The organism is Pseudoxanthomonas sp. 97-1-1 (assembly GCF_057773125.1).
This window is the reverse complement of sequence record NZ_JBYMTJ010000002.1, coordinates 374405-392758: the sequence shown is the minus strand read 5'-3', so window position 1 is coordinate 392758 and position 18354 is coordinate 374405. Positions and strand designations below refer to the sequence as shown.

Here is an 18354-nt window from a genome sequence, read left to right as displayed (position 1 = left end):
CGGATCCTTCCTTTCAGAGCACTTTGATGGGCTTTGCATATGCCTTTTCACCTGCGTCGACCAGCAGGTCGAGCCGGTTCTCCGCCGGTGGTAGCGGACAGGTGGCGTACGGCGTGAACGCGCACGGCGGGTTGTAGGCGCGATTGAAGTCCAGCACCACCTTGCCGTTGCTGGGTCCGTCCGCATCGAGGAAACGGCCTGCAGGATAGCTGCCGTGCCCGCTGGTGCGGTCGGCCAGCACGAAGAACAACGGCCCCTGGGGCGGACCCAGCGCTTCGAGCCGGAACGTCTTGCCATCGCGTTCGAATTCGACTGCGCCGGGATTCGGTGACTCGTTGGTCACGCCGATCACGTCCACGATGGTCAACGTCTTGCCCGGCGGGTGCGCGATGTAGCGCCCCTCCACGCGCCAGGCTTCCTGGATGGGCCAGTAGTCCAGTCCCACGAACTGCGTACGCGACTCGGCATCGGCATGCTTCACGCGCAAGGCGTGCCGTCCTCCGCGTTCGATGACCGACAGCGTGCCCTTGGCTTCATCGAATCCGACGGTGCTTGGCGAAGGATCGCGATCACTCTGCAATTCCACGCGCCCCTTCAGCGGTTCGCCGTCGAACGTCAGGTCGACACCGCGTTCGGGCGTGAAGAAGATGCGGCCTTCCTGCTGGGTCAACATGCCCATCTTCGCCGGGCCCACGGCGAGCTTGATGCCACTGGCCGGTCCGCTGCCGAGGAAGTGCGATTTCAGTTCGATCCAGTGCAGGCCGACGAGGCTGGTCCAGCCGTCCGGTGCCACGAGCTCATTCTTCCGCTGCTCGCGCCAGGCGGTGTTGTCAGCCAGGAAGCCGGCATCCACGACCTTGCCGGTCGTCGCGCCCTTCCCGCCATCACCCCCACACGCGGCCAGCAGGCCCAGCAGCATGGCCATCCCCAGCCATCCCGTGTTCTTCCCCATTTCAGCGTCCTCGCAGGAACCAGCGGTCGATCTCGCTCAACGAAAAGCGCGTCCAGGTCGGACGGCCATGGTTGCATTGCCCGGAGCGCTCGGTGATTTCCATCTCGCGCAGCAGTGCATTCATTTCAGGCAGCGTGAGGCGCCGGTTGGCACGCACGGCGCCGTGGCAGGCCATCGTCGCCAGCAGTTCGTCGCGCGCGGCGGCGACGCGCCGGCTTTCGCCATGCTCGCGCAGGTCCGCCAGCACGTCGCGCAGCAATGCCTCCGGCTCGGCATTGGACAGCAGGGCCGGGATGCTGCGCACGCTCAGCGACTGCGGACCGCTGCGGGTGACATCGAACCCCAGCGCAGCGAGCGTGGAGGCCTCGCGCTCGGCCACGTCCGCCTCACGCTCGGCCACCGCCAGCACCAGCGGCACGAGCAGCGGCTGGGTCCGCAGGCCGATGCTGTCGTGCGCGCCCTTCAGTTTTTCGTAGCCGATGCGTTCGTGGGCAGCGTGCATGTCCACCACGATCAGCCCGTCGGCGTTCTCCGCCAGGATATAGATGCCATGCAGCTGCGCGATGGCAAAGCCCAGCGGAGGAATGCCTTCCGCGTCGTTCGCCGGCATCACCGGCATGGATGACGGGGAATACATCGCCTGCGAGTCCGGGGACGTCGTGGGCGCGGACGCATAGAGCGCTGCGTATGCCGCCGGCGCTTCGGCCACGTTGAGTCCCAGCGGAGACTGCTGCGTGGGCATCCATGCAGAAGGCACGGACGTGGCGGATTGCGAGGCAAACGGTGCCGCAGCGCCGCCCTGCGGCACCATGCCCGCCCGCGTCTCCGCCAAAGCTTCATGCAGCGTGCGGTAGACGAAGTCGTGGATCAATCGCGTGTCGCGGAAGCGGACTTCGTGCTTGGCCGGGTGGACGTTCACGTCCACACGCGTGGGATCGAGCTCCAGGAACAATACGTACGCAGGCTGGCGGCCATGGAACAGCACATCCTGATAGGCCATCTTCACCGCATGCGCGATGTTGCGGTCGCGCACGGAACGTCCGTTGACATAAACGTACTGCTGGTCGGCGCTGGCCCGTGAGTAACCGGGCAGCGCGATCCAGCCATGCAGGCGCAGGCCGGCGGCGGCATGGTCCACGCGCAGCGCGCTGCGCGCGAACTCCTCGCCCAGCGTCTCGCCCAGCCGCGCAAGCGATTCCAGTTCATCGGCCTTGTAGCGCCGCGACGGACGCCCGTTGTGCGACACCCGCAGTTCGATGTCGGGGCGCGCCAGCGCCAATGACCGCAACCACTCTTCGATGTGGCCCATCTCCGTGCGTTCGGCACGCAGGAACTTGCGCCGCGCCGGCACGTTGTAGAACAGTTCGCGCACTTCCACCGTGGTACCGACCGCGTGCGGCTTGGGCGCCACTTCACCGACCTTGCCGCCTTCCACCTGCAACGAAGCGCCATGCTCGTCCTGCGCACGGCGCGACGTCAGCGCAAAGCGGCTGACCGAGGCGATCGACGGCAGGGCCTCGCCACGGAAGCCGAGCGTGGCCACCGCCTCCAGGTCGTCGAGCGAAGCGATCTTGCTGGTGGCATGGCGCGACACCGCCAACGGCAGTTCGTCCGGCGCGATGCCGCCGCCGTCGTCGCGGATGCGGATCAGGCGGACGCCGCCCTCTTCCAGGTCGATGTCGACGCGGCGAGCGCCGGCATCGAGCGCGTTCTCCACGAGTTCCTTGACCACGGACGCGGGGCGTTCGACGACTTCGCCGGCGGCGATCTGGTTGATGAGGGTATCGGGGAGCTGGCGGATCGGCACGTGCTGGCGGCGCTGGCGCGCCGTCCCGGGGAATTCAGACGTGATGATAGCCGAGCGCTTGCGGGATCAGGGCGCGCCGGCAGCACCACCGGCGGCGACGGTACGCGCCTCGGCTTCCGCCTGCGCGCGCGCGGCGAACAACGTGCCAGGCGGCGGCTGGCGGGTGAAGTAGGACTGGATACCCTCCAGCACGGCGCTTGCCACCTTGCGCTGGTGGGCCGGGTCGAACAGGCGCTTCTCCTCGTCCGGATTGGAGATGAAACCTGTCTCCACCAGCATCGCCGGCATGTCGGAGTTGCGCAGGACTTCGAAGTTGGCGAACTCGATCTGCGGCTTGTGGGTCTTGCCCAATCCCTTCAGCGAGGTCAGCACGTGCCCTGCCGCGTCCTGCGACGCTTTCATGTGGCCGCTCTGGGCGAGATCCAGCAACACGTTTGACAGCGTGTCCTTGGTCAGGCGCACACCGCCGACCAGGTCGGAGGCGTTTTCCTTGTCGGCCAGCCAACGCGCGTGCTGCGACGATGCGCCGCGCAGGGACAGGACGTATACCGACGAACCCCACGCACTGCGGTTTTCCGCAGCATCCGCATGGATCGATACGAACATGTCGGCCTTCGCGCCACGCGCCTTGCGGGCACGTTGCGGGCGTTCCACGTAGACGTCGGTATCGCGGACCAGGTAGGCCCTCATGCCCGGCGTGGCATTGATCTGCCGGGCCAGTTCCTTGGAAATGGCGAGCACTGCATGCTTCTCGTAGCGGCCACTGGGGCCGATCGCGCCCGGATCCTGGCCGCCGTGACCGGGATCGATGGCCACGACGAGCGGCCGCGTACCGGCAACGAGGCTGCTGGAAGGCTTCGGAGCCTCCGGCGCGGGTGCGGTTCCGGTCGCCGGCGTGACGGCCGAGCCAGGTACAGGGGCCGGCTGACCGGTGGCGATGGTATAGGCAGGACGCTCGCCGCCCACCGTGGATGCCGGCGCGGTGTTCGGGATCGGCTGGCCATTGAGGATGGCCTGCGGCGAGGGCGTCGTGGCGGCACTCCCGACCGTCGTGGGTGCCGATGGTGCCGGCACGGGTGCGGAGGGCGCACTTCCCGCCTGCACCACCTGCGCGGTCAGCAGCGCGGTGGCGCGGGCGGCATCGGCCTGCGGCGAGGCAGTCGATGCGGCTGTCGACGCGGCCGTGGTCGGCACCGTCGTTGCCTGCGTGGGCGGGGCCGTCGGCGCCAGGGCCGTGGATGCGGGCATGCCATCGCCGGGCCATTCGATCACCAGGCGCGAGTTCCCACCGGCCTGTTCCATGCGGGGCTTCAGCGCGGCAACCGGCGATGCCAGGTCGAACACGATGCGCAGGGTGGTGGGATCGGGCTGGCCGGTGCGGACTGCCCGCACGATGCCCGCAGGCACGGGCAGACGCAGGCCTGCCTTCGCTTTCGAGGCCGGCAGGTCGACGACCAGCCGGTCCGGTGCTTTAAGGGTCAGGGTCTTGTACTGCCCGGCGCCCGCAAGCTGGATCTCCGCCCGTGTGCCGGTGCTGCCCTGGCTCAGGCTGACGGCGGTGACTTCACCCGCACGCAGCCCGCAAGGCGCCAACGCCAGCAGGCCCGCGAGGGCAAGGCGCAACGCGGCGGCGGTCGTGGTGGGCATCCCCGGGATCATGCCGCGGATTCAAGCACCATCGAGTCACGAATGCAAGGCGTTTTCCCTTAATAATCCGTGACCTGCCGGATGTTCCTAACCAGTCTGGAGAGATGGCGCATGCAACTGCGTTGCTTCGGCCAGCCGGAACAGCCACTGCTGCCCTGCCTCGGACGACGCGACAAGGCGCGCCGAGCGCCCCTCTCCCTCCACGTCCAGCTGCACCTTCAGGTCTGCCTGCGGCAGCGCCGCAATGCCACGCTCGGGCCATTCCACCAGCCAGAGCACCGCAGCCCCTTCATCCAGGCCCAGAAATTCGAGTTCACCGGCATCGCCGATCCGGTAGAGATCCAGATGCCAGGCTTCGCCACTTTCCAGAGGGTAACGCTCGACAAGTGTGTAGGTCGGGCTGCGTATCGCGCCGGTCACACCAAGCGCACGCAGCAGGGCGCGTGCGAGAGTCGATTTGCCCGCGCCCAGGTCACCCTGCAGGTGCACTACGGCGGGTTGCGGACGGGTGCGGGCAAGCGCGTGGCCCAACGCTTCGGTGGCGTCGCTGTCGGCGAGAAGGATGTGCATGCGGCGATTCTAAGTGCTGGCCGGTGTCGGGTGACGCGTGTGCGCGCGTCAAGGATTGGCCAATCGGCGTATGTGGGGAAACAGATCCCCGGGCAGCAGGCCGCGTTCGCCATCCCACGCCGCTGCATCACCCGCCAGCGCATGCAGCAACGCACCGGCACTCGCCGCATCGAACGCGGACAGGCCCTGCGCACGCAATGCCGCGATGACGCCCGTGAGCACATCGCCCATCCCGCCCACCGCCATGCCGGGATTGCCCGCATCGATCACCCGCGGCATCTGGTCGGGCGCGGCCACGATGGTGCCTGCGCCCTTCAACACCACGACGGATGCATGGCGTTGCGCGATGGCTGCCGCAGCGCCGAATCGATCCCGCTGCACGTCCGCCGTCGTGCAACCGAGCAATCTCGCGGCTTCGCCAGGGTGTGGTGTCAGGATCGCGTCTTCCAGTGATTGCGGCGTGTCGGCCAGCAGATTGAGTGCGTCCGCATCGAGCACCAGGGGTTTCTCACTGCGCACGGCATGCTGGAACAGGGCTCGCCCCCAGTCGTGCAGCCCGAGTCCCGGCCCGATGGCGACGACGTGCGAGCGCGCCAGCATCGGCACCAGATCGCTCGTCGACTCCGCCGCCCGCACCATCGCTTCCGGCCTGCGCGACAGCAATGCCGCGACATGCCCCGCGCGCGTCGCCACGCTCACCAGGCCGGCACCCGTACGCAGCGCGGCCTCCGTGCACAAGGCGATCGCACCGCCACTGCCTTCATCGCCGCCGATACACAGTACGTGGCCGGACTCTCCCTTGTGCGTGTTGCGGCGGCGCGGCAGCAACCAGCGTGCCAGCGCATCCTGCTGCAACAGCGACGCCTGCGCCTGCACGCCGTCATGCGTGTCGGCAGGCAGGCCGAGGTCATCCAGCGCGAGTACGCCGGTGTATTCCAGCGCATCCCCTGTATGCAGGCCCGCGTGCCGCACGATGAACTGCAGGGTGCGCGTGGCCACCACCGCAGTGCCGGGCACGCTGCCTCGATCGGCGTCCACGCCGCTGGGAACGTCCAGTGCGAACACCGGCGCCACCTGCGTGTTGACCGCATCGATCACGGCCTGGACGTCCGCATCCGGTGCGCGCGACAGTCCGATGCCGAACAGCGCATCGATCACGATGTCGCCCTTCGGCAACGCGCCATCGAACAGCGTTACGTGCCCGCCGGCCGCCACGTAGTCGGTGCAGGCACGCTGGGCGACGGCATTGCCCGGCACGTGCGCGGGAAGGTGCACCACTTCGACGCGCCGGCCCGCGCGATGTGCGTGCCATGCAAGCACGTAGCCATCGCCGCCGTTGCTGCCCGGACCGCACACCACGACGATGCGCTGGGCCTCCGGCCAGTGCAGCAACAGGTGCTGCCAGGCCGCCTGCCCGGCACGCTGCATCAGCACGTAGGGATCGTCCCCCAGCGCATGCGTGGCGCGCTCGTCCAATGCCCGCGCGGCAAGCGTGGAATGAAGGGGCAAGGTGCCGGACATGGCCGGATTCTAGGACTGGCCGGGGTTGCAGGGAAGTGAATGCGGTCCAGCCACCTATAATTCCCGCATGTTCCATCCCGGCCCGACGACGCCCTCACCCGACCCGCATGCGCTGGCGCTCCGTGTGCGCGCACTCGCGCGCGAGTTCGGCTTCCAGCGCTGCGGCATCGCCGGCATCGAACTCGGCGACGACGAACAACACCTGCGCGACTGGCTGGCGCAGGGCCTGTATGGATCGATGGCGTGGATGGCACACCACGGCGACAAGCGCGCACGGCCACAGGAACTGATTCCCGGGACGTTGCGCGTCATCTCCGTGGGACTCGACTATGGCCGGAACGACAGCGACGATGCCTGGGACACGCTGCAGGACGGCACGCGCGCCTATGTCGCGCGTTATGCGCTGGGCCGTGATTACCACAAGCTGATGCGCAACCGCCTGCAGAAGCTGGCCGAACGCCTGCAGCAGGAAGTCGGCGCGTTCGGCCATCGGGTGTTCGTGGATTCAGCGCCGGTGCTGGAGCGCGCATTGGCGCGCAATGCGGGGCTGGGCTGGATCGGCAAGCACACCTGCCTGATCGACAAGGACGGCGGCTCGTGGTTCTTCCTCGGCGAGATCTATGTCGACCTGCCGTTGCCGGTCGATGCGCCCGCGTCCGCGCACTGTGGCACCTGCACGCGCTGCATCGACGTGTGCCCGACACAGGCGATCACGGCGCCGTACCGGCTCGATGCGCGCCGCTGCATTTCCTACCTCACCATCGAGCATGACGGCGCGATTCCGGAAGAGCTGCGGCCTGCCATCGGCAACCGTATCTTCGGCTGCGACGACTGCCAGCTGGTGTGTCCGTGGAACAAGTTCGCCAAGCGTACCGACGAACCCGACTTCCGCGCACGCAACGATCTGGACGTGGCCACGCTGCCACAGCTCTTCGCGTGGGATGGCGATGAATTCCTGCGCCGCACCGAAGGCTCGGCGATCCGTCGCAGCGGGCATGAGCGCTGGCTGCGCAACATCGCAGTGGCACTGGGCAATGCGCCGGCGACGCCCGACGTACTCGCCGCGCTGGAAAGCCGACGCGAGGACCCGTCCCCGCTCGTGCGCGAACACGTGGCATGGGCCCTGCACAGGCACCACGCCGCGCAGGAGCAACACGAGTCGCGACCGCACGAGTGAAGCGGACGCGGGGCATGCATCATGCGAACGGACACGGAAGGTCGTTCGTGCGGGGCCGCATGCTCTGCGATCCGTGTGATCCATCGTCGATGGCGCTTCATTCGTGCGGTCGCGACTCACGTCGCTCCTACAGAATGGATGCGTCGATGCGCAGCGCCTTCAGCCGCGCGCGGCGATCTCGGCCAGCAGCGCCCGGGTCACCGGATCCTTCACCTCGGTTTCGCCCTTGAGCGCCGGCAGCAATCCGTTGGCCAGCTGCTTGCCGAGTTCCACGCCGAACTGATCGAAGGCATTGATGCCCCACAACACCGACTGCGCGTACACGCTGTGTTCGTACATGGCGATCAATGCGCCCAGCGACTGGGGTGTCAGCGCATCCAGCAGGATCAGCGTACTCGGACGGCCGCCAGCATAGCTGCGGTGCGGATCGTCGCTGTGCTGGCCATTGGCGAGCGCCTCGCTCTGCGCCAGCAGGTTGGACAGCAACGCGCGGTGGTTCTCCGCGTAGGGCGCGTCGCTGTTGACCGTGCCGACGAAATCCAGCGGCACGATGCCCGTGCCCTGGTGCAAGGCCTGGAAGAAGCTGTGCTGCACGTCCGTGCCCGCGCCCCCCCACCACACGGGCACCGTATCGACGCCCACCGGGCTGCCGTCCAGCTTGACCGACTTGCCCAGGCTTTCCATCACCAGCTGCTGCAGATAGGCCGGCAGCAGCGCCAGGCGCTGGTCGTAGGTCATCACGCCCTGCGCCGCATGGCCGAGGACGTTCCTGTTCCACACGGCCGTCAACGCATGGCGCACCGCGATGTTGCCGGCCAGCGGGGTGCCGATGACGTGTGCATCGAACGACGACGCGCCCTCGAGCAGCTGTTCGAAACGGTCGAAACCGATCGCCAGCGCGATCGGCAGACCGACCGCCGACCACAGCGAATAACGCCCGCCGACCCAGTCCCACATCGGCAGCACGCGTTCGGCCGCGATGTCGAATGCAGCCGCCGCACGCTCGGGATTCGCGCTGACGGCATAGAGCCGTTCGCTGCCGCCCAGCCAGTCGCGCAGGATGGTGCCGTTGAGCAGCGTTTCCTGCGTGCCGAACGTCTTGGAGATCAGCACCGCCGCGGTGCGTGCCGGATCCAGCGGCGCCAGCGTACGCTGCGCGGCCGCGCCATCCACATTGGACAGGAAGTGCACGCGGAAACGACCCGGCAATGGATCACGCAGGGCATCTGCCACCAGGCGTGGCCCCAGGTCGGAACCGCCAATGCCGACGCTGACGATGTCGGTCACGTCGCTGCCTTCCAGCTGCGACATCAGCGCCGCCATGCGCTGCCGGACATCCACTGCCGACGCATGCGCCTCGCGTGCGACGACGGCATCGGTGTGCTGTCCGCGCAAGGCGGTATGCAGTGCCGCGCGGCCTTCGGTGACATTGACCTTCTCACCGTCGAACAGGCGCCGGAACGCACCAGCCAGGTCGGCGGCACGCGCCTGCTCGAGCAGCGCCTGCCATGCCGGCGCATCATAGGACTGGCGCGCGAAGTTGAAGTACAGCGGCCCATTGCGCACGGCGTGCTGTGCAACGCGATCGGGCTCGCGCGCCAGCAACTCACTCAGTGGGCCCCCACGCAGGCGCGTGGCGTGGGACTGCAGCGCATCGAAACCGGTGGTCATGTCAGGCAGCCTGCTTGGGGATGCTGCGGTTGGTGTGGGTGATGCGGTTCTGGCCGTCCACGTAGACGAGCGTGGGCTGGAACCGGTCGGCTTCCTCTTCGCTCATCGAGGCGAACGCGGCGATGATCACCAGGTCGCCCACTTGCACGTGGCGCGCGGCGCCGCCGTTGAGCGAGATGATGCCGCTGCCCTCGTCGGCACGGATCGCATACGTCGAGAAGCGGGCGCCATTGGTCACGTCCCAGATATGCACCTGTTCGAATTCCCGGATGCCGGTCGCGTCCAGCAGCAGACCATCGATGGCGATGGAGCCTTCGTAGTTCAGCTCGGAATGGGTGACGGTGGCGCGGTGGATCTTGGTCTTGAGCAGGCTGAGGTGCATGTCGGCGGCAAGGGGGACGGGAACGCGAAGTTTAGCCGCTCGTGCACGCCATGGCGTGCATGCCCGTGCAACACCGCGTACGGCGCCGGACTGCCTGCGCCGTCAGAATTCCAGATTGTCGATCAGGCGGGTACGCCCCAGCTTGGCGGCGATCAGCGCGACCTTCGCGCCCTGTTCGCCATCCTGCGGCTCGCTCAGGTCGTGACGGCGGACCACGGTGTAGTCGACCGCGTAGCCCACGCCGGCAAGGTGCCGCGCGGCGTCGGACTCCACCTGCGCACGTGATTGCCCGGCCAGCAGGCCTTCACGCATCGCGATCAGGGTCCTGCGGATTTCCGCGGCACGCGGCCGCTCGTCCGCGGACAGGTACTGGTTGCGCGAACTCATCGCGAGGCCATCCGCCTCGCGCACGATGCTGCCCGCCAGGACCTGCACGGGGAATGCGAGGTCGGTGACCATCTGCCGGATCACCGCCAGTTGCTGGTAATCCTTCTTGCCGAAGGCGGCGACGTCGGGCAGCACCTGGTTGAACAGGCGACTGACCACCGTGCATACCCCATCGAAGTGACCGGGCCGGTGCGCGCCTTCCAGCACGCTGCTGACGCCGGGCACATGCACCTTGGCCGCCAGTTCGACCCCGAACGGGTACATCGACTCGACCGTCGGCAGCCACAGGACATCGCAGCCGGCGCCTTCGAGCCCGCTCATGTCCGCCTCGGGCGTGCGCGGGTACCGGGTGAAGTCCTCGTTGGGTCCGAACTGGGTCGGATTGACGAACACACTGGACACCACGCGGTCGGCGTACTGTCGCGCCAGCATCACCAGCGAGTAGTGGCCCGCATGCAGGTTGCCCATGGTGGGCACGAAACCGACACGCAGGCCCTGCTGCTTCCATTCCCTGACGCGTGCACGCAATGCGTCAAGCTGGGTAATGGTCTCGATCATCGTGGCCCCTGTGGCGTGTCGTTGCGCGCAGCGCGGTCAGTAGGAATGGGCGTCGTCGGGGAACGCCCCGCTGCGCACCGCGTCGGCATAGGCGCGCACCGCGCCCGCGACCGAACCGCCATCGGCAAGGAAATCCTTGACGAACTTCGGACGCCGATGGCCCGTGTCCAGGCCGAGGAAATCGTGCAGCACCAGCACCTGCCCGTCGCAGCCGGGGCCGGCGCCGATGCCGATGGTGGGAATGGCGATGTCGGCGGTGATCGCGGCCGCCAGCGACGACGGCACGCATTCAAGCACCAGCATCTGCGCCCCTGCCTCCGCCACGGCGCGCGCATCGTCGCGCAACTGCGCGGCGGCCGCTTCACCGCGACCCTGTACGCGATAACCACCGAACTTCAACACCGACTGCGGCGTCAGGCCCAGGTGCGCGCAGACCGGAATGTCGCGCTCGACCAGGAAACGGATGACGTCGAGCTTGTGCCCCGCGCCTTCCAGCTTGACCATCTCGGCACCCGCCTGCAGCAATGCAGTCGCGGCGTCGAGCGCGCGCTCGGGCGTGGCATCGGACTGGAACGGCAGGTCCGACACCAGTAGCGCGCGGGTCAACCCACGCGCCACCACGCGGGTGTGGTAGGCGATGTCGTCCACCGTCACCGGCAGCGTGGAGTCGTGGCCCTGCACCACCATGCCCAGCGAATCACCGATCAACACCAGGTCGACGCCATTGGCATCCATGACCCGGGCGAAACTGTTGTCGTAGGCCGTCAGCATCACCAGCTTGCGGCCCTCGCGCTTGGCGTCGGCGAGGGCGGGAACGGTCCAGGGCTTGCTGTCTGCGTGCGTGCTCATAGCCCCGCATTATCCACTCATAAGGGATGGATGTTGGACATTTCCAGCACGGACACAGCGTCCCGCGCGTCGCCGTAACCGGGGATACGGGCGTCCGGCATGACCTCCAGCAACGGAACCAGCGCGAATGCGCGCTCGTGCAGGTGCGGGTGCGGCACGCGCAGGCCGGGTTCGTCGATCACTGCATCACCGTAGAGCAGCAGATCCAGATCCAGCGTACGCGGACCCCAGCGTTCGCCATCGATCCGATGACGGCCGAAATCCGCCTCCACCGCCAGCAGCAGATCGAGCAGCGCGCGCGGCGGCAGGCGGGTCTCCAGCAACGCCACCGCATTCACGAAGTCAGGCTGGTCTTCCCTGCCCCACGCCGGCGTGCGGTAACAGCGCGACATCCGGCGCACCGCCACGTCTTCGCGTTGCCCGAGCGCGATCACGGCCTGTCGCAACGTGCCTGCGGCATCGCCGAGATTGGCTCCCAGGCCGATGCAGGCCTGGACCATTGTCTTCATTCGGGCGACGAAGCCGTGCTGCGGGAACGGCGACGGCGACGACGCTTGGACGCCGGCGCACCTTCTTCACCGAAGGAATCGCCCGGCACTGCGACGCCGAGCGCAGCCGCGAGTTCTTCGCCGGATTGCGTCTGTGCATCACGCCAGAACGCGACGTCCTCGGCGTGTTCGGGCGATGCCGCGAGCCTCAACGCAAGGAAGTCGAATGCCGCGCGGAAACGCGGATGCGACAGCAGCCGTGTGACGCGCTTGCGCTGGCGGTTGCCGAAGCGGGTCTGCAACAACCAGATTTCCTGCATGGGCAACGAGAAGCGGCGCGGCAGCGCCACGGTGTTCAACTGATGCAGGGTGACGCGGTCGGCGGCGCGTCGCTGGGCTTCTTCGGCATGCACGCCCTGGGCCTGCAACCCCATCAGGGCGCGGCAGTACGCCGGCCAGAGCAGCAATGCGAACAGGAAGGCAGGCGATACGGGCTCGTCGTTGGCGACGCGCTGGTCGGTTCCCGCCAGCCCCGCCATCACCATCCGGCGAAGCGCACCGCTGCGGTTGGATGCCAGCGCTGCCGCGGTCTCGGGGAAGAGCACCTTCAGCAAACCGAAGTGCTCAAGCCCTTCGAAACTGGCGACCGCATGGCCGGACAGGAACAGCTTCAGGATTTCCTCGAACAGGCGGGCGGGCGCGGCTTCCGAAAGCAGCGGCGCCAGCCGGCCGATCGGTTCGGCGGTCGCTGCTTCGATCTCGAAATCGAGTTTCGCCGCCAGCCTAACCGCGCGCAGCATGCGGACCGGGTCTTCCTGGTAGCGGAGTTCCGGCTCGCCGATCAGTTTCAGGCGCCGCGCCATCACGTCCTCGAAGCCGCCCACGTAGTCGCGCACGGAGAAGTCGTCGATGGCGTAGTACAACGCATTGGCGGTGAAGTCGCGGCGCACCGCATCGTCTTCCACGGTGCCGTACACGTTGTCGCGGACGAGGCGGCCGTTGTCCATCTCGCGGTCGCCACTGCCGTCATCGACGTTGGCGCGGAAGGTGGCGACTTCGATGATCTCGCGACCGAACACCACGTGCGCCAGGCGGAAGCGGCGCCCGATCAGGCGGCAATTGCGGAACTGCTGGCGGACCTGCTCCGGCGTGGCATCGGTGGCCACGTCGAAATCCTTGGGGTGGCCGCCCACGAGCAGGTCACGCACCGCGCCGCCGACCAGGTAGGCCTGGAAGCCGGCATCCCGCAAGCGGTAGAGCACGCGCAGCGCATTCGGGCTGATGTCCTTGCGCGAGATGGTGTGCTGGTCGCGGGGAATGGTTCGCAGAGCAGTGAGCGGCGTAATAGCGGCGGTTCCATGCAGGTGGGTCGCACGGCTGCCAGGATGATTGCCCTGGGCCGGGTCGCCGCCTATACTAATCCGCTGAGCCGGTTTCACCAAAAACGCTCCCTTCGTCTAGAGGTTAGGACGTGGCCCTCTCAAGGCTAAAACAGGGGTTCGAGTCCCCTAGGGAGCGCCATCCGGCACAGGGCCACGGGTTGAGAACCATGGCCGGTGAATCGACTCGAGACCCCGCTCCGGCGGGGTTTTGTGTTTCCGCTGCCCATGCCATCGCCCCATTAAAGACTGTTTAATCGCTTCCACCTAGCATGGGGCCCCCGCCATCCCCGAGGGTCGCCCGTGTCGCGCCTGCTCCTGGTTGAAGACGATCGCATGCTCGGCGACGCACTGGCCGCCGCACTGGCACAGGATGGCTGGTCCATCGATCGTGCCGAGGATGCGTCCGCGGCGCGCCTCGCCCTGGTGGACCATGGCTACACGGCGGTCCTGCTCGACCTGGGCCTGCCTCGCGGGTCCGGTCTGGACGTGCTGGCTGCGCTGCGCCAGCGCTACGACACCACACCGGTCCTGATCATCACGGCGCGCGACCAGCTGAGCGACCGCGTCCGCGGCCTGGATGCCGGTGCCGACGACTACATCGTCAAGCCCTTCGAAACCGGCGAACTCAGTGCGCGCCTGCGTGCCGTGGTGCGGCGGACCCAGGGGCGCGTCGCACCGGTGCTGCGCCACGGCGACATCGTGCTGGACCCGGCGGATCGTTCGGTCCGTCAGCAGGGCCGCCCGATCAAGCTCGGTGTGCACGAGTACCGCACCCTGCTGGCGTTGATGGAACGGCCCGGCCGCGTGATCGCGCGCGAAACACTGGAGTCGCTGGTCTATGGCGGCGACGGGGCGATCGAGAGCAACACCATCGCGGTGTACATCCACCAGTTGCGCAAGAAGCTCGGCGACGGCGTCATCGCCACCGTGCATGGCTTCGGCTACCGGCTGGGAGAGAGCGAATGAGCCACCATTCACTGAAAGCCAAACTGTTGCTGGCCGTGATGACGCCCCTGGCGTTGGGGTGGGCGTGCTGGCTGGGCGGACAGCACCTCCAGATGACGCGGCAGCAGCAAGGACACGAAGACCAGTTCCTGCAGGAGGTAGCCGAGCAGATCCTGCTGTCGATGCCGGCCAACCTCGACGCACTGAGTGAAGGGCCGCGCCTCAAGTTGCCCACGCGCGCCCGCTCCACCCACAGGAAGTTCGAAACCTTGCGCTACCAGGTGTGGATCCTCGGCCGGCGCCATCCCGTGGTGCTTTCGGCCGGCGCACCGACCGAGCCGCTGCGCGCCGATTTCGAACCGGGATTCGTGGTCAGCCAGGTGGGCGGCGAACCGTGGCGCGTCTATGCCATCACCGATGCCAGCGGCCGCATCCAGGTGCAGGCCGGCATGGCGCAATCCGCCATGCGTGCGGAACTGGCCTACTGGGTGAAGATCAGCCTGTGGAGCGGGATCGGCATCCTGCTGGTACTGGCCATGACGGTGGGCCTTGCCATCCACTGGAGCCTGAGGCCGATGAACCGCCTGCGCCGGGACATGGCGCAGCGCGAGGCACACGATCTCGCACCGCTGCCGTCCACCGGTATGCCGCGGGAGATCCGGCCGCTGGTGGATTCGTTCAACCTTCTGCTCGAACGCCTGTCGCACGCCATGCGCGGCGAAAGGCAGTTCCTTGCAGACGCCGCGCACGAACTGCGCACCCCCCTCGCCGCGCTGCTCACGCAGACCCAGGTGGCGCTGCGCGCCGGCACCCAGGCCGACGCACATGCGGCACTGGAGCAGTTGGCGCAGGGCATCCAGCGCACCTCGCGGCTCGCACAGCAGTTGCTCGACTCCGCTCGCGTGGATGCATCGCCCCTGCGCGAAGACCGCCCCGTCGTCGCGCTGCCCGACGTGGTGACGATGGTGGCGCGCGAGTTCGAATCGATGGTATCGCGACGCCAGCAGACCCTTGCGATCCACGCCGAGCCGGCCAGCGTCCTGGGCGACCTGGACGATATCGGCATCCTCGCCCGCAACCTGCTGGACAACGCCGTGCGCTACAGCGGAGAAGGCGCCCGCATCGAGATCGCCTGCGGCATGGACCCCGATGGCGCGAGCGCCTGGCTGGCGGTCCGCGACAACGGTCCCGGCGTTCCCGCCGAGGAGCGCGAGCGCATCTTCGAACGCTTCTTCCGTGGCAGCCATGGCAATGGCGAGCGCGGCAGCGGCATCGGCCTTTCGCTGGTCCAGCGCATCGCGCGTGCACACGAGGCGATGATCACGGTGAGTGACGGCATCGCCGGCCGCGGCTTCGGTTGCAGGGTCGGCTTCAGCGCGGCCCAGGACGCCTGAGCCGCGCGGCATACCTCACTCGCTGCGCCACCACGGATGCGTGCCTTCCGGTTGCCTGACCACCAGCGGCTGGCCGATCACGGGGGTGGTGATGTCCACGCCTGCCTGCCGCGACAGCGTGTACAGCGTTTCCATCGGTTCGCTCCAGCCATGGAAGGCCAGGTCGAAGGTGCTGTTGTGGATCGGCAGCAACCACTTGCCGCGGAGGTCAAGATGCGCCTGCAGGGTCTGCTCGGGCAGCATGTGGACGTCCTGCCAACGGCGATCATAGGCACCACACTCCAGCAGCGTGATGTCGAAAGGCCCCATGCGCTCGCCAATCGAGCGGAAGCCGTCGAAGTAGCCCGTGTCGCCACTGAAGAAGATCCGCAGGTCGTCCGATTCGATCACCCATGACGCCCACAGCGTGGCATTGCGGTCGAAAGGCGTGCGGCCGGAAAAGTGCTGCGACGGCGTCGCGGTGAAGCGCACGCCCTGCAGCGCGACGTCGCCCCACCAGTCCAGTTGCCGGACCTTCTCGCGCGGCACGCCCCAGCGCACCAGGCGGTCACCCACGCCCAGCGGGGTGAGGAACACATCCGTCTTGGCTGCCAGCGCACGCACTGCGTCGCGATCGAGATGATCGTAGTGGTCGTGCGACAGCACCACGGCGGAAAGGTGCGGCAGTTGCTCGATGGTCAGCGGCGGCGCGTGGAAACGCTTCGGTCCCGCCCACTGGACCGGTGACGCACGTTCGGAAAACACCGGGTCGGTCAACCAGAACCGCCCGTCCAGCTTCATCAGCACCGTGGAATGCCCCAACCGGTACAGCGTGCCGTCCGCAGCGTGGTCCAACTGCGCCGCCGTCAGTGCCTGCACGGGGATCGTGCCGGCAGGCACCGTGCCCGCCGGCTTGCCGCCGATGAGGAAATCCCACCAGAGCTTGCCGGTCTGGCGCCAACCCAGCGGGCGTGGCTTGCGTACGTTCTGGAATCCATCCTCGCCGAACTGGGGCGATTGCGGATACGCCACCGTGCTGCAGCCCGACAGGCCGGCATACCCGAAGGCGGTGGCGGAAACGCAGGCGGCCGCGACCAGGCGCCGCAAGTGCCTGCGCCCTTTTCGGGGCTCCGGGCGGAGTGGATGGCTTCTCGGCACGTCAGTCATGCTGCTGGTCCTGCAAGGTGGGGAACACGTACTGGATCATCGTCGCGGCACCGGCGTGGCCGGGCAGCGCGATTTCCCCGCTGCCTTGCGCCAGCGGCACCTGCCAGCGCAGGTCCACGCAGCCGAGCGTTTCGGCCATGCGACGGGCCTCGGCGAGCAACGCGACGGCGACTCCCGATGGGCGCTCGCTCGCCGGAACGAACAGCGATTCCAGGTTGAAGTAATACGCGCGCTCGATCATCGAGAAGCCCACCGTGGCGAATGCATGGCCGATGGGTTCACCGCCCCGCTCCGCCATCCAGGCCCATGCGCGCAGAGGCGGCTCGAACAACGCTTCCATCAGTTCGAGCACGCCGCCGACGCGCCTGCCAGGCACACGCGACAGTTCGGCCGTCTGGCGGTCGCACAGTTGCATCAGCGCGGCAGCCTGGGTGCGCGACACGCGTCGTATCAGGACGTCGTGATCGACGGGCACGTGTGCGCCCGCCAGTTCATCCGGCGTCGGCAGGTACGCTGCGGGCATCGGACCCGGCACAGGTTCCACGCCGGCATGGGGGGATCTGGAGAACATGGGGTCGCTCCGGTGGGGGAAAGGACAACTGCGTTTCAGAACCCGCGCGACACGCCGATGAAGAGGGAAGCGCTGCGGTCCTTGTCCGCCTCGACCAGCGGACTGTCCTGCAGGGCGTCGGGCAACGCGCGGTACTCCAGGTTGCCCAGCAACGCCCACCGCTTGGCGAAGGGATGGATCAGGGTGAGGCTGGCGCGGGGCACTGTCGCGGCACCCGGACGGTAGGCGACCACGCCGCGTGCGACCTCTTCATCCAGCGTGCCGTAGTAGTAGTCGGCCATGTCCGCCGACAGGCGCATCGCGCCGATGGAAGGGACCAGGGTCGTGCGCCCCAGCGTCACCGGATAGCTGTAGTCCAGCGCGATGGAGTAGCCGTCGCTGGTGCCGGTGACATCGACGCGTGCATCCAGATCGAGCTTGCCGGCGGTGCCTTTCCAGCTCGCGCCCACACCAACATCGACACTGTCGTCGCGATCTTCCAGCAGATCGCGGTCCACGCCGCGCCGCGCCAGTTCGGCCCTGCCGAAGTCATCGGCATCGATGCCGTCCAGGCGTCCGGCGACGAAGGCACGGAATTCGAAGCGATCGTCCTGGTAGGCTCGGTAGCCGAACGCCGCACCACGCAGGTAGAAGCGGTCACCGTCATAGGCGACATTGGGCAGCAGGCGCGTCCGGGTGCCCTCGCCGGCGTATTCGCTGTCGCGGTGGACGACCGCCAGGCCGGCGCTCCAGCGCGACGACAGCTGGTCATGCGCCTGTTTGTCGGTGCGTTCGACGACCTGTGCGGCAGCGGAGAGCGGCAACAGCAACAACAATGGCGTACAGGCGCGCAACGCACTCATGGAGACCTCGCAGGTGGGGGACCGGACATCCGGCCCACCCATGCTCCCGCACGCTCTTTAAGAAC

17 protein-coding genes and 1 tRNA gene are annotated in these 18354 nt (G+C 67.7%); 4 read left to right on the top strand and 14 right to left on the bottom strand.

All coding sequences use genetic code 11. The annotated features are described in order from the left end of the window. Nucleotides 1-13 precede the first annotated feature (13 nt). The 5 genes from AC3DET_RS09050 to AC3DET_RS09030 all read right to left on the bottom strand — a co-directional run bounded on the left by AC3DET_RS09050 (nucleotide 14) and on the right by AC3DET_RS09030 (nucleotide 6497). A complete protein-coding gene (locus AC3DET_RS09050; RefSeq protein WP_446538578.1) occupies nucleotides 14-952 on the bottom strand; it encodes a DUF1684 domain-containing protein in 939 nt (312 codons plus the stop codon). A gap of 1 nt (nucleotide 953) precedes the next feature. After that, entirely contained in the window at nucleotides 954-2759 is a 1806-nt protein-coding gene (gene mutL, locus AC3DET_RS09045) for a DNA mismatch repair endonuclease MutL (RefSeq protein WP_488391398.1), read from the bottom strand. Between the two features lie 66 nt (nucleotides 2760-2825). Beyond that, nucleotides 2826-4406: an N-acetylmuramoyl-L-alanine amidase gene (locus AC3DET_RS09040; RefSeq protein ID WP_446538580.1), complete on the bottom strand. Its 1581-nt coding sequence runs from the start codon at nucleotides 4404-4406 to the stop codon at nucleotides 2826-2828. A gap of 87 nt (nucleotides 4407-4493) precedes the next feature. Beyond that, on the bottom strand, nucleotides 4494-4976 hold the full coding sequence (gene tsaE, locus AC3DET_RS09035; protein WP_337731052.1) for a tRNA (adenosine(37)-N6)-threonylcarbamoyltransferase complex ATPase subunit type 1 TsaE: 483 nt from the start codon (nucleotides 4974-4976) through the stop codon (nucleotides 4494-4496). Nucleotides 4977-5024: 48 nt separating this feature from the next. Next, nucleotides 5025-6497 (bottom strand): NAD(P)H-hydrate dehydratase, encoded by a 1473-nt coding sequence (locus AC3DET_RS09030; RefSeq protein ID WP_446538581.1) that lies wholly within the window; start codon nucleotides 6495-6497, stop codon nucleotides 5025-5027. A gap of 67 nt (nucleotides 6498-6564) precedes the next feature. On the opposite strand from AC3DET_RS09030, the gene queG reads away from it, so the two are divergent. Then, complete coding sequence (gene queG / locus AC3DET_RS09025; RefSeq protein WP_488391397.1) at nucleotides 6565-7674, top strand: tRNA epoxyqueuosine(34) reductase QueG; 1110 nt, start codon at nucleotides 6565-6567, stop codon at nucleotides 7672-7674. Between the two features lie 159 nt (nucleotides 7675-7833). On the opposite strand, the gene pgi is transcribed toward queG, so the two are convergent. The 6 genes from pgi to pcnB form a co-directional block, all read right to left on the bottom strand. Then, nucleotides 7834-9345, bottom strand: a complete 1512-nt coding sequence (gene pgi, locus AC3DET_RS09020) for a glucose-6-phosphate isomerase (RefSeq protein ID WP_446538583.1) — start codon at nucleotides 9343-9345, stop codon at nucleotides 7834-7836. 1 nt (nucleotide 9346) lies between these two features. Beyond that, nucleotides 9347-9727: an aspartate 1-decarboxylase gene (panD, locus tag AC3DET_RS09015; RefSeq protein ID WP_192201462.1), complete on the bottom strand. Its 381-nt coding sequence runs from the start codon at nucleotides 9725-9727 to the stop codon at nucleotides 9347-9349. 102 nt (nucleotides 9728-9829) lie between these two features. Further along, a complete protein-coding gene (gene panC / locus AC3DET_RS09010) occupies nucleotides 9830-10672 on the bottom strand; it encodes a pantoate--beta-alanine ligase (RefSeq protein ID WP_337731056.1) in 843 nt (280 codons plus the stop codon). 36 nt (nucleotides 10673-10708) lie between these two features. Continuing rightward, on the bottom strand, nucleotides 10709-11521 hold the full coding sequence (gene panB, locus AC3DET_RS09005; protein ID WP_192201464.1) for a 3-methyl-2-oxobutanoate hydroxymethyltransferase: 813 nt from the start codon (nucleotides 11519-11521) through the stop codon (nucleotides 10709-10711). Nucleotides 11522-11538: 17 nt separating this feature from the next. Then, entirely contained in the window at nucleotides 11539-12021 is a 483-nt protein-coding gene (gene folK, locus AC3DET_RS09000) for a 2-amino-4-hydroxy-6-hydroxymethyldihydropteridine diphosphokinase (protein ID WP_192202371.1), read from the bottom strand. A 5-nt stretch (nucleotides 12022-12026) separates the two neighbouring features. Next, entirely contained in the window at nucleotides 12027-13373 is a 1347-nt protein-coding gene (gene pcnB, locus AC3DET_RS08995; protein ID WP_488391719.1) for a polynucleotide adenylyltransferase PcnB, read from the bottom strand. Nucleotides 13374-13455: 82 nt separating this feature from the next. Here pcnB and AC3DET_RS08990 point away from each other — a divergent pair. From AC3DET_RS08990 to AC3DET_RS08980, 3 genes are all read left to right on the top strand, one after another. Beyond that, nucleotides 13456-13530 (top strand) — tRNA-Glu (locus tag AC3DET_RS08990). Between the two features lie 161 nt (nucleotides 13531-13691). After that, nucleotides 13692-14357, top strand: coding sequence for a response regulator transcription factor (locus AC3DET_RS08985; RefSeq protein ID WP_488391396.1), 666 nt, complete (start codon nucleotides 13692-13694; stop codon nucleotides 14355-14357). Next, nucleotides 14354-15730: an ATP-binding protein gene (locus tag AC3DET_RS08980; protein ID WP_488391395.1), complete on the top strand. Its 1377-nt coding sequence runs from the start codon at nucleotides 14354-14356 to the stop codon at nucleotides 15728-15730. The genes AC3DET_RS08985 and AC3DET_RS08980 overlap by 4 nt, the downstream gene beginning before the upstream one ends. A gap of 15 nt (nucleotides 15731-15745) precedes the next feature. On the opposite strand, the gene AC3DET_RS08975 is transcribed toward AC3DET_RS08980, so the two are convergent. The 3 genes from AC3DET_RS08975 to AC3DET_RS08965 are packed head-to-tail and all read right to left on the bottom strand — an operon-like array spanning nucleotide 15746 to nucleotide 18289. Then, a complete protein-coding gene (locus tag AC3DET_RS08975) occupies nucleotides 15746-16816 on the bottom strand; it encodes an MBL fold metallo-hydrolase (RefSeq protein WP_488391394.1) in 1071 nt (356 codons plus the stop codon). A 52-nt stretch (nucleotides 16817-16868) separates the two neighbouring features. Continuing rightward, entirely contained in the window at nucleotides 16869-17447 is a 579-nt protein-coding gene (locus AC3DET_RS08970; RefSeq protein ID WP_488391393.1) for a GNAT family N-acetyltransferase, read from the bottom strand. Nucleotides 17448-17482: 35 nt separating this feature from the next. Then, nucleotides 17483-18289, bottom strand: a complete 807-nt coding sequence (locus tag AC3DET_RS08965; RefSeq protein ID WP_488391392.1) for a MipA/OmpV family protein — start codon at nucleotides 18287-18289, stop codon at nucleotides 17483-17485. Nucleotides 18290-18354: the final 65 nt, after the last annotated feature.

Bases quoted from the DNA above. Each gene is read 5' to 3' on its own strand.
- AC3DET_RS09030 (WP_446538581.1), bottom strand. From the start codon at position 6,497: ATGTCCGGCACCTTGCCCCTTCATTCCACGCTTGCCGCGCGGGCATTG.
- AC3DET_RS08980 (WP_488391395.1), top strand. From the start codon at position 14,354: ATGAGCCACCATTCACTGAAAGCCAAACTGTTGCTGGCCGTGATGACG.
- folK (WP_192202371.1), bottom strand. From the start codon at position 12,021: ATGGTCCAGGCCTGCATCGGCCTGGGAGCCAATCTCGGCGATGCCGCA.
- AC3DET_RS08970 (WP_488391393.1), bottom strand. From the start codon at position 17,447: ATGTTCTCCAGATCCCCCCATGCCGGCGTGGAACCTGTGCCGGGTCCG.
- AC3DET_RS08965 (WP_488391392.1), bottom strand. From the start codon at position 18,289: ATGAGTGCGTTGCGCGCCTGTACGCCATTGTTGTTGCTGTTGCCGCTC.
- queG (WP_488391397.1), top strand. From the start codon at position 6,565: ATGTTCCATCCCGGCCCGACGACGCCCTCACCCGACCCGCATGCGCTG.
- AC3DET_RS09050 (WP_446538578.1), bottom strand. From the start codon at position 952: ATGGGGAAGAACACGGGATGGCTGGGGATGGCCATGCTGCTGGGCCTG.
- tsaE (WP_337731052.1), bottom strand. From the start codon at position 4,976: ATGCACATCCTTCTCGCCGACAGCGACGCCACCGAAGCGTTGGGCCAC.
- AC3DET_RS09040 (WP_446538580.1), bottom strand. From the start codon at position 4,406: ATGCCCACCACGACCGCCGCCGCGTTGCGCCTTGCCCTCGCGGGCCTG.
- pgi (WP_446538583.1), bottom strand. From the start codon at position 9,345: ATGACCACCGGTTTCGATGCGCTGCAGTCCCACGCCACGCGCCTGCGT.
- panD (WP_192201462.1), bottom strand. From the start codon at position 9,727: ATGCACCTCAGCCTGCTCAAGACCAAGATCCACCGCGCCACCGTCACC.
- panB (WP_192201464.1), bottom strand. From the start codon at position 11,521: ATGAGCACGCACGCAGACAGCAAGCCCTGGACCGTTCCCGCCCTCGCC.
- panC (WP_337731056.1), bottom strand. From the start codon at position 10,672: ATGATCGAGACCATTACCCAGCTTGACGCATTGCGTGCACGCGTCAGG.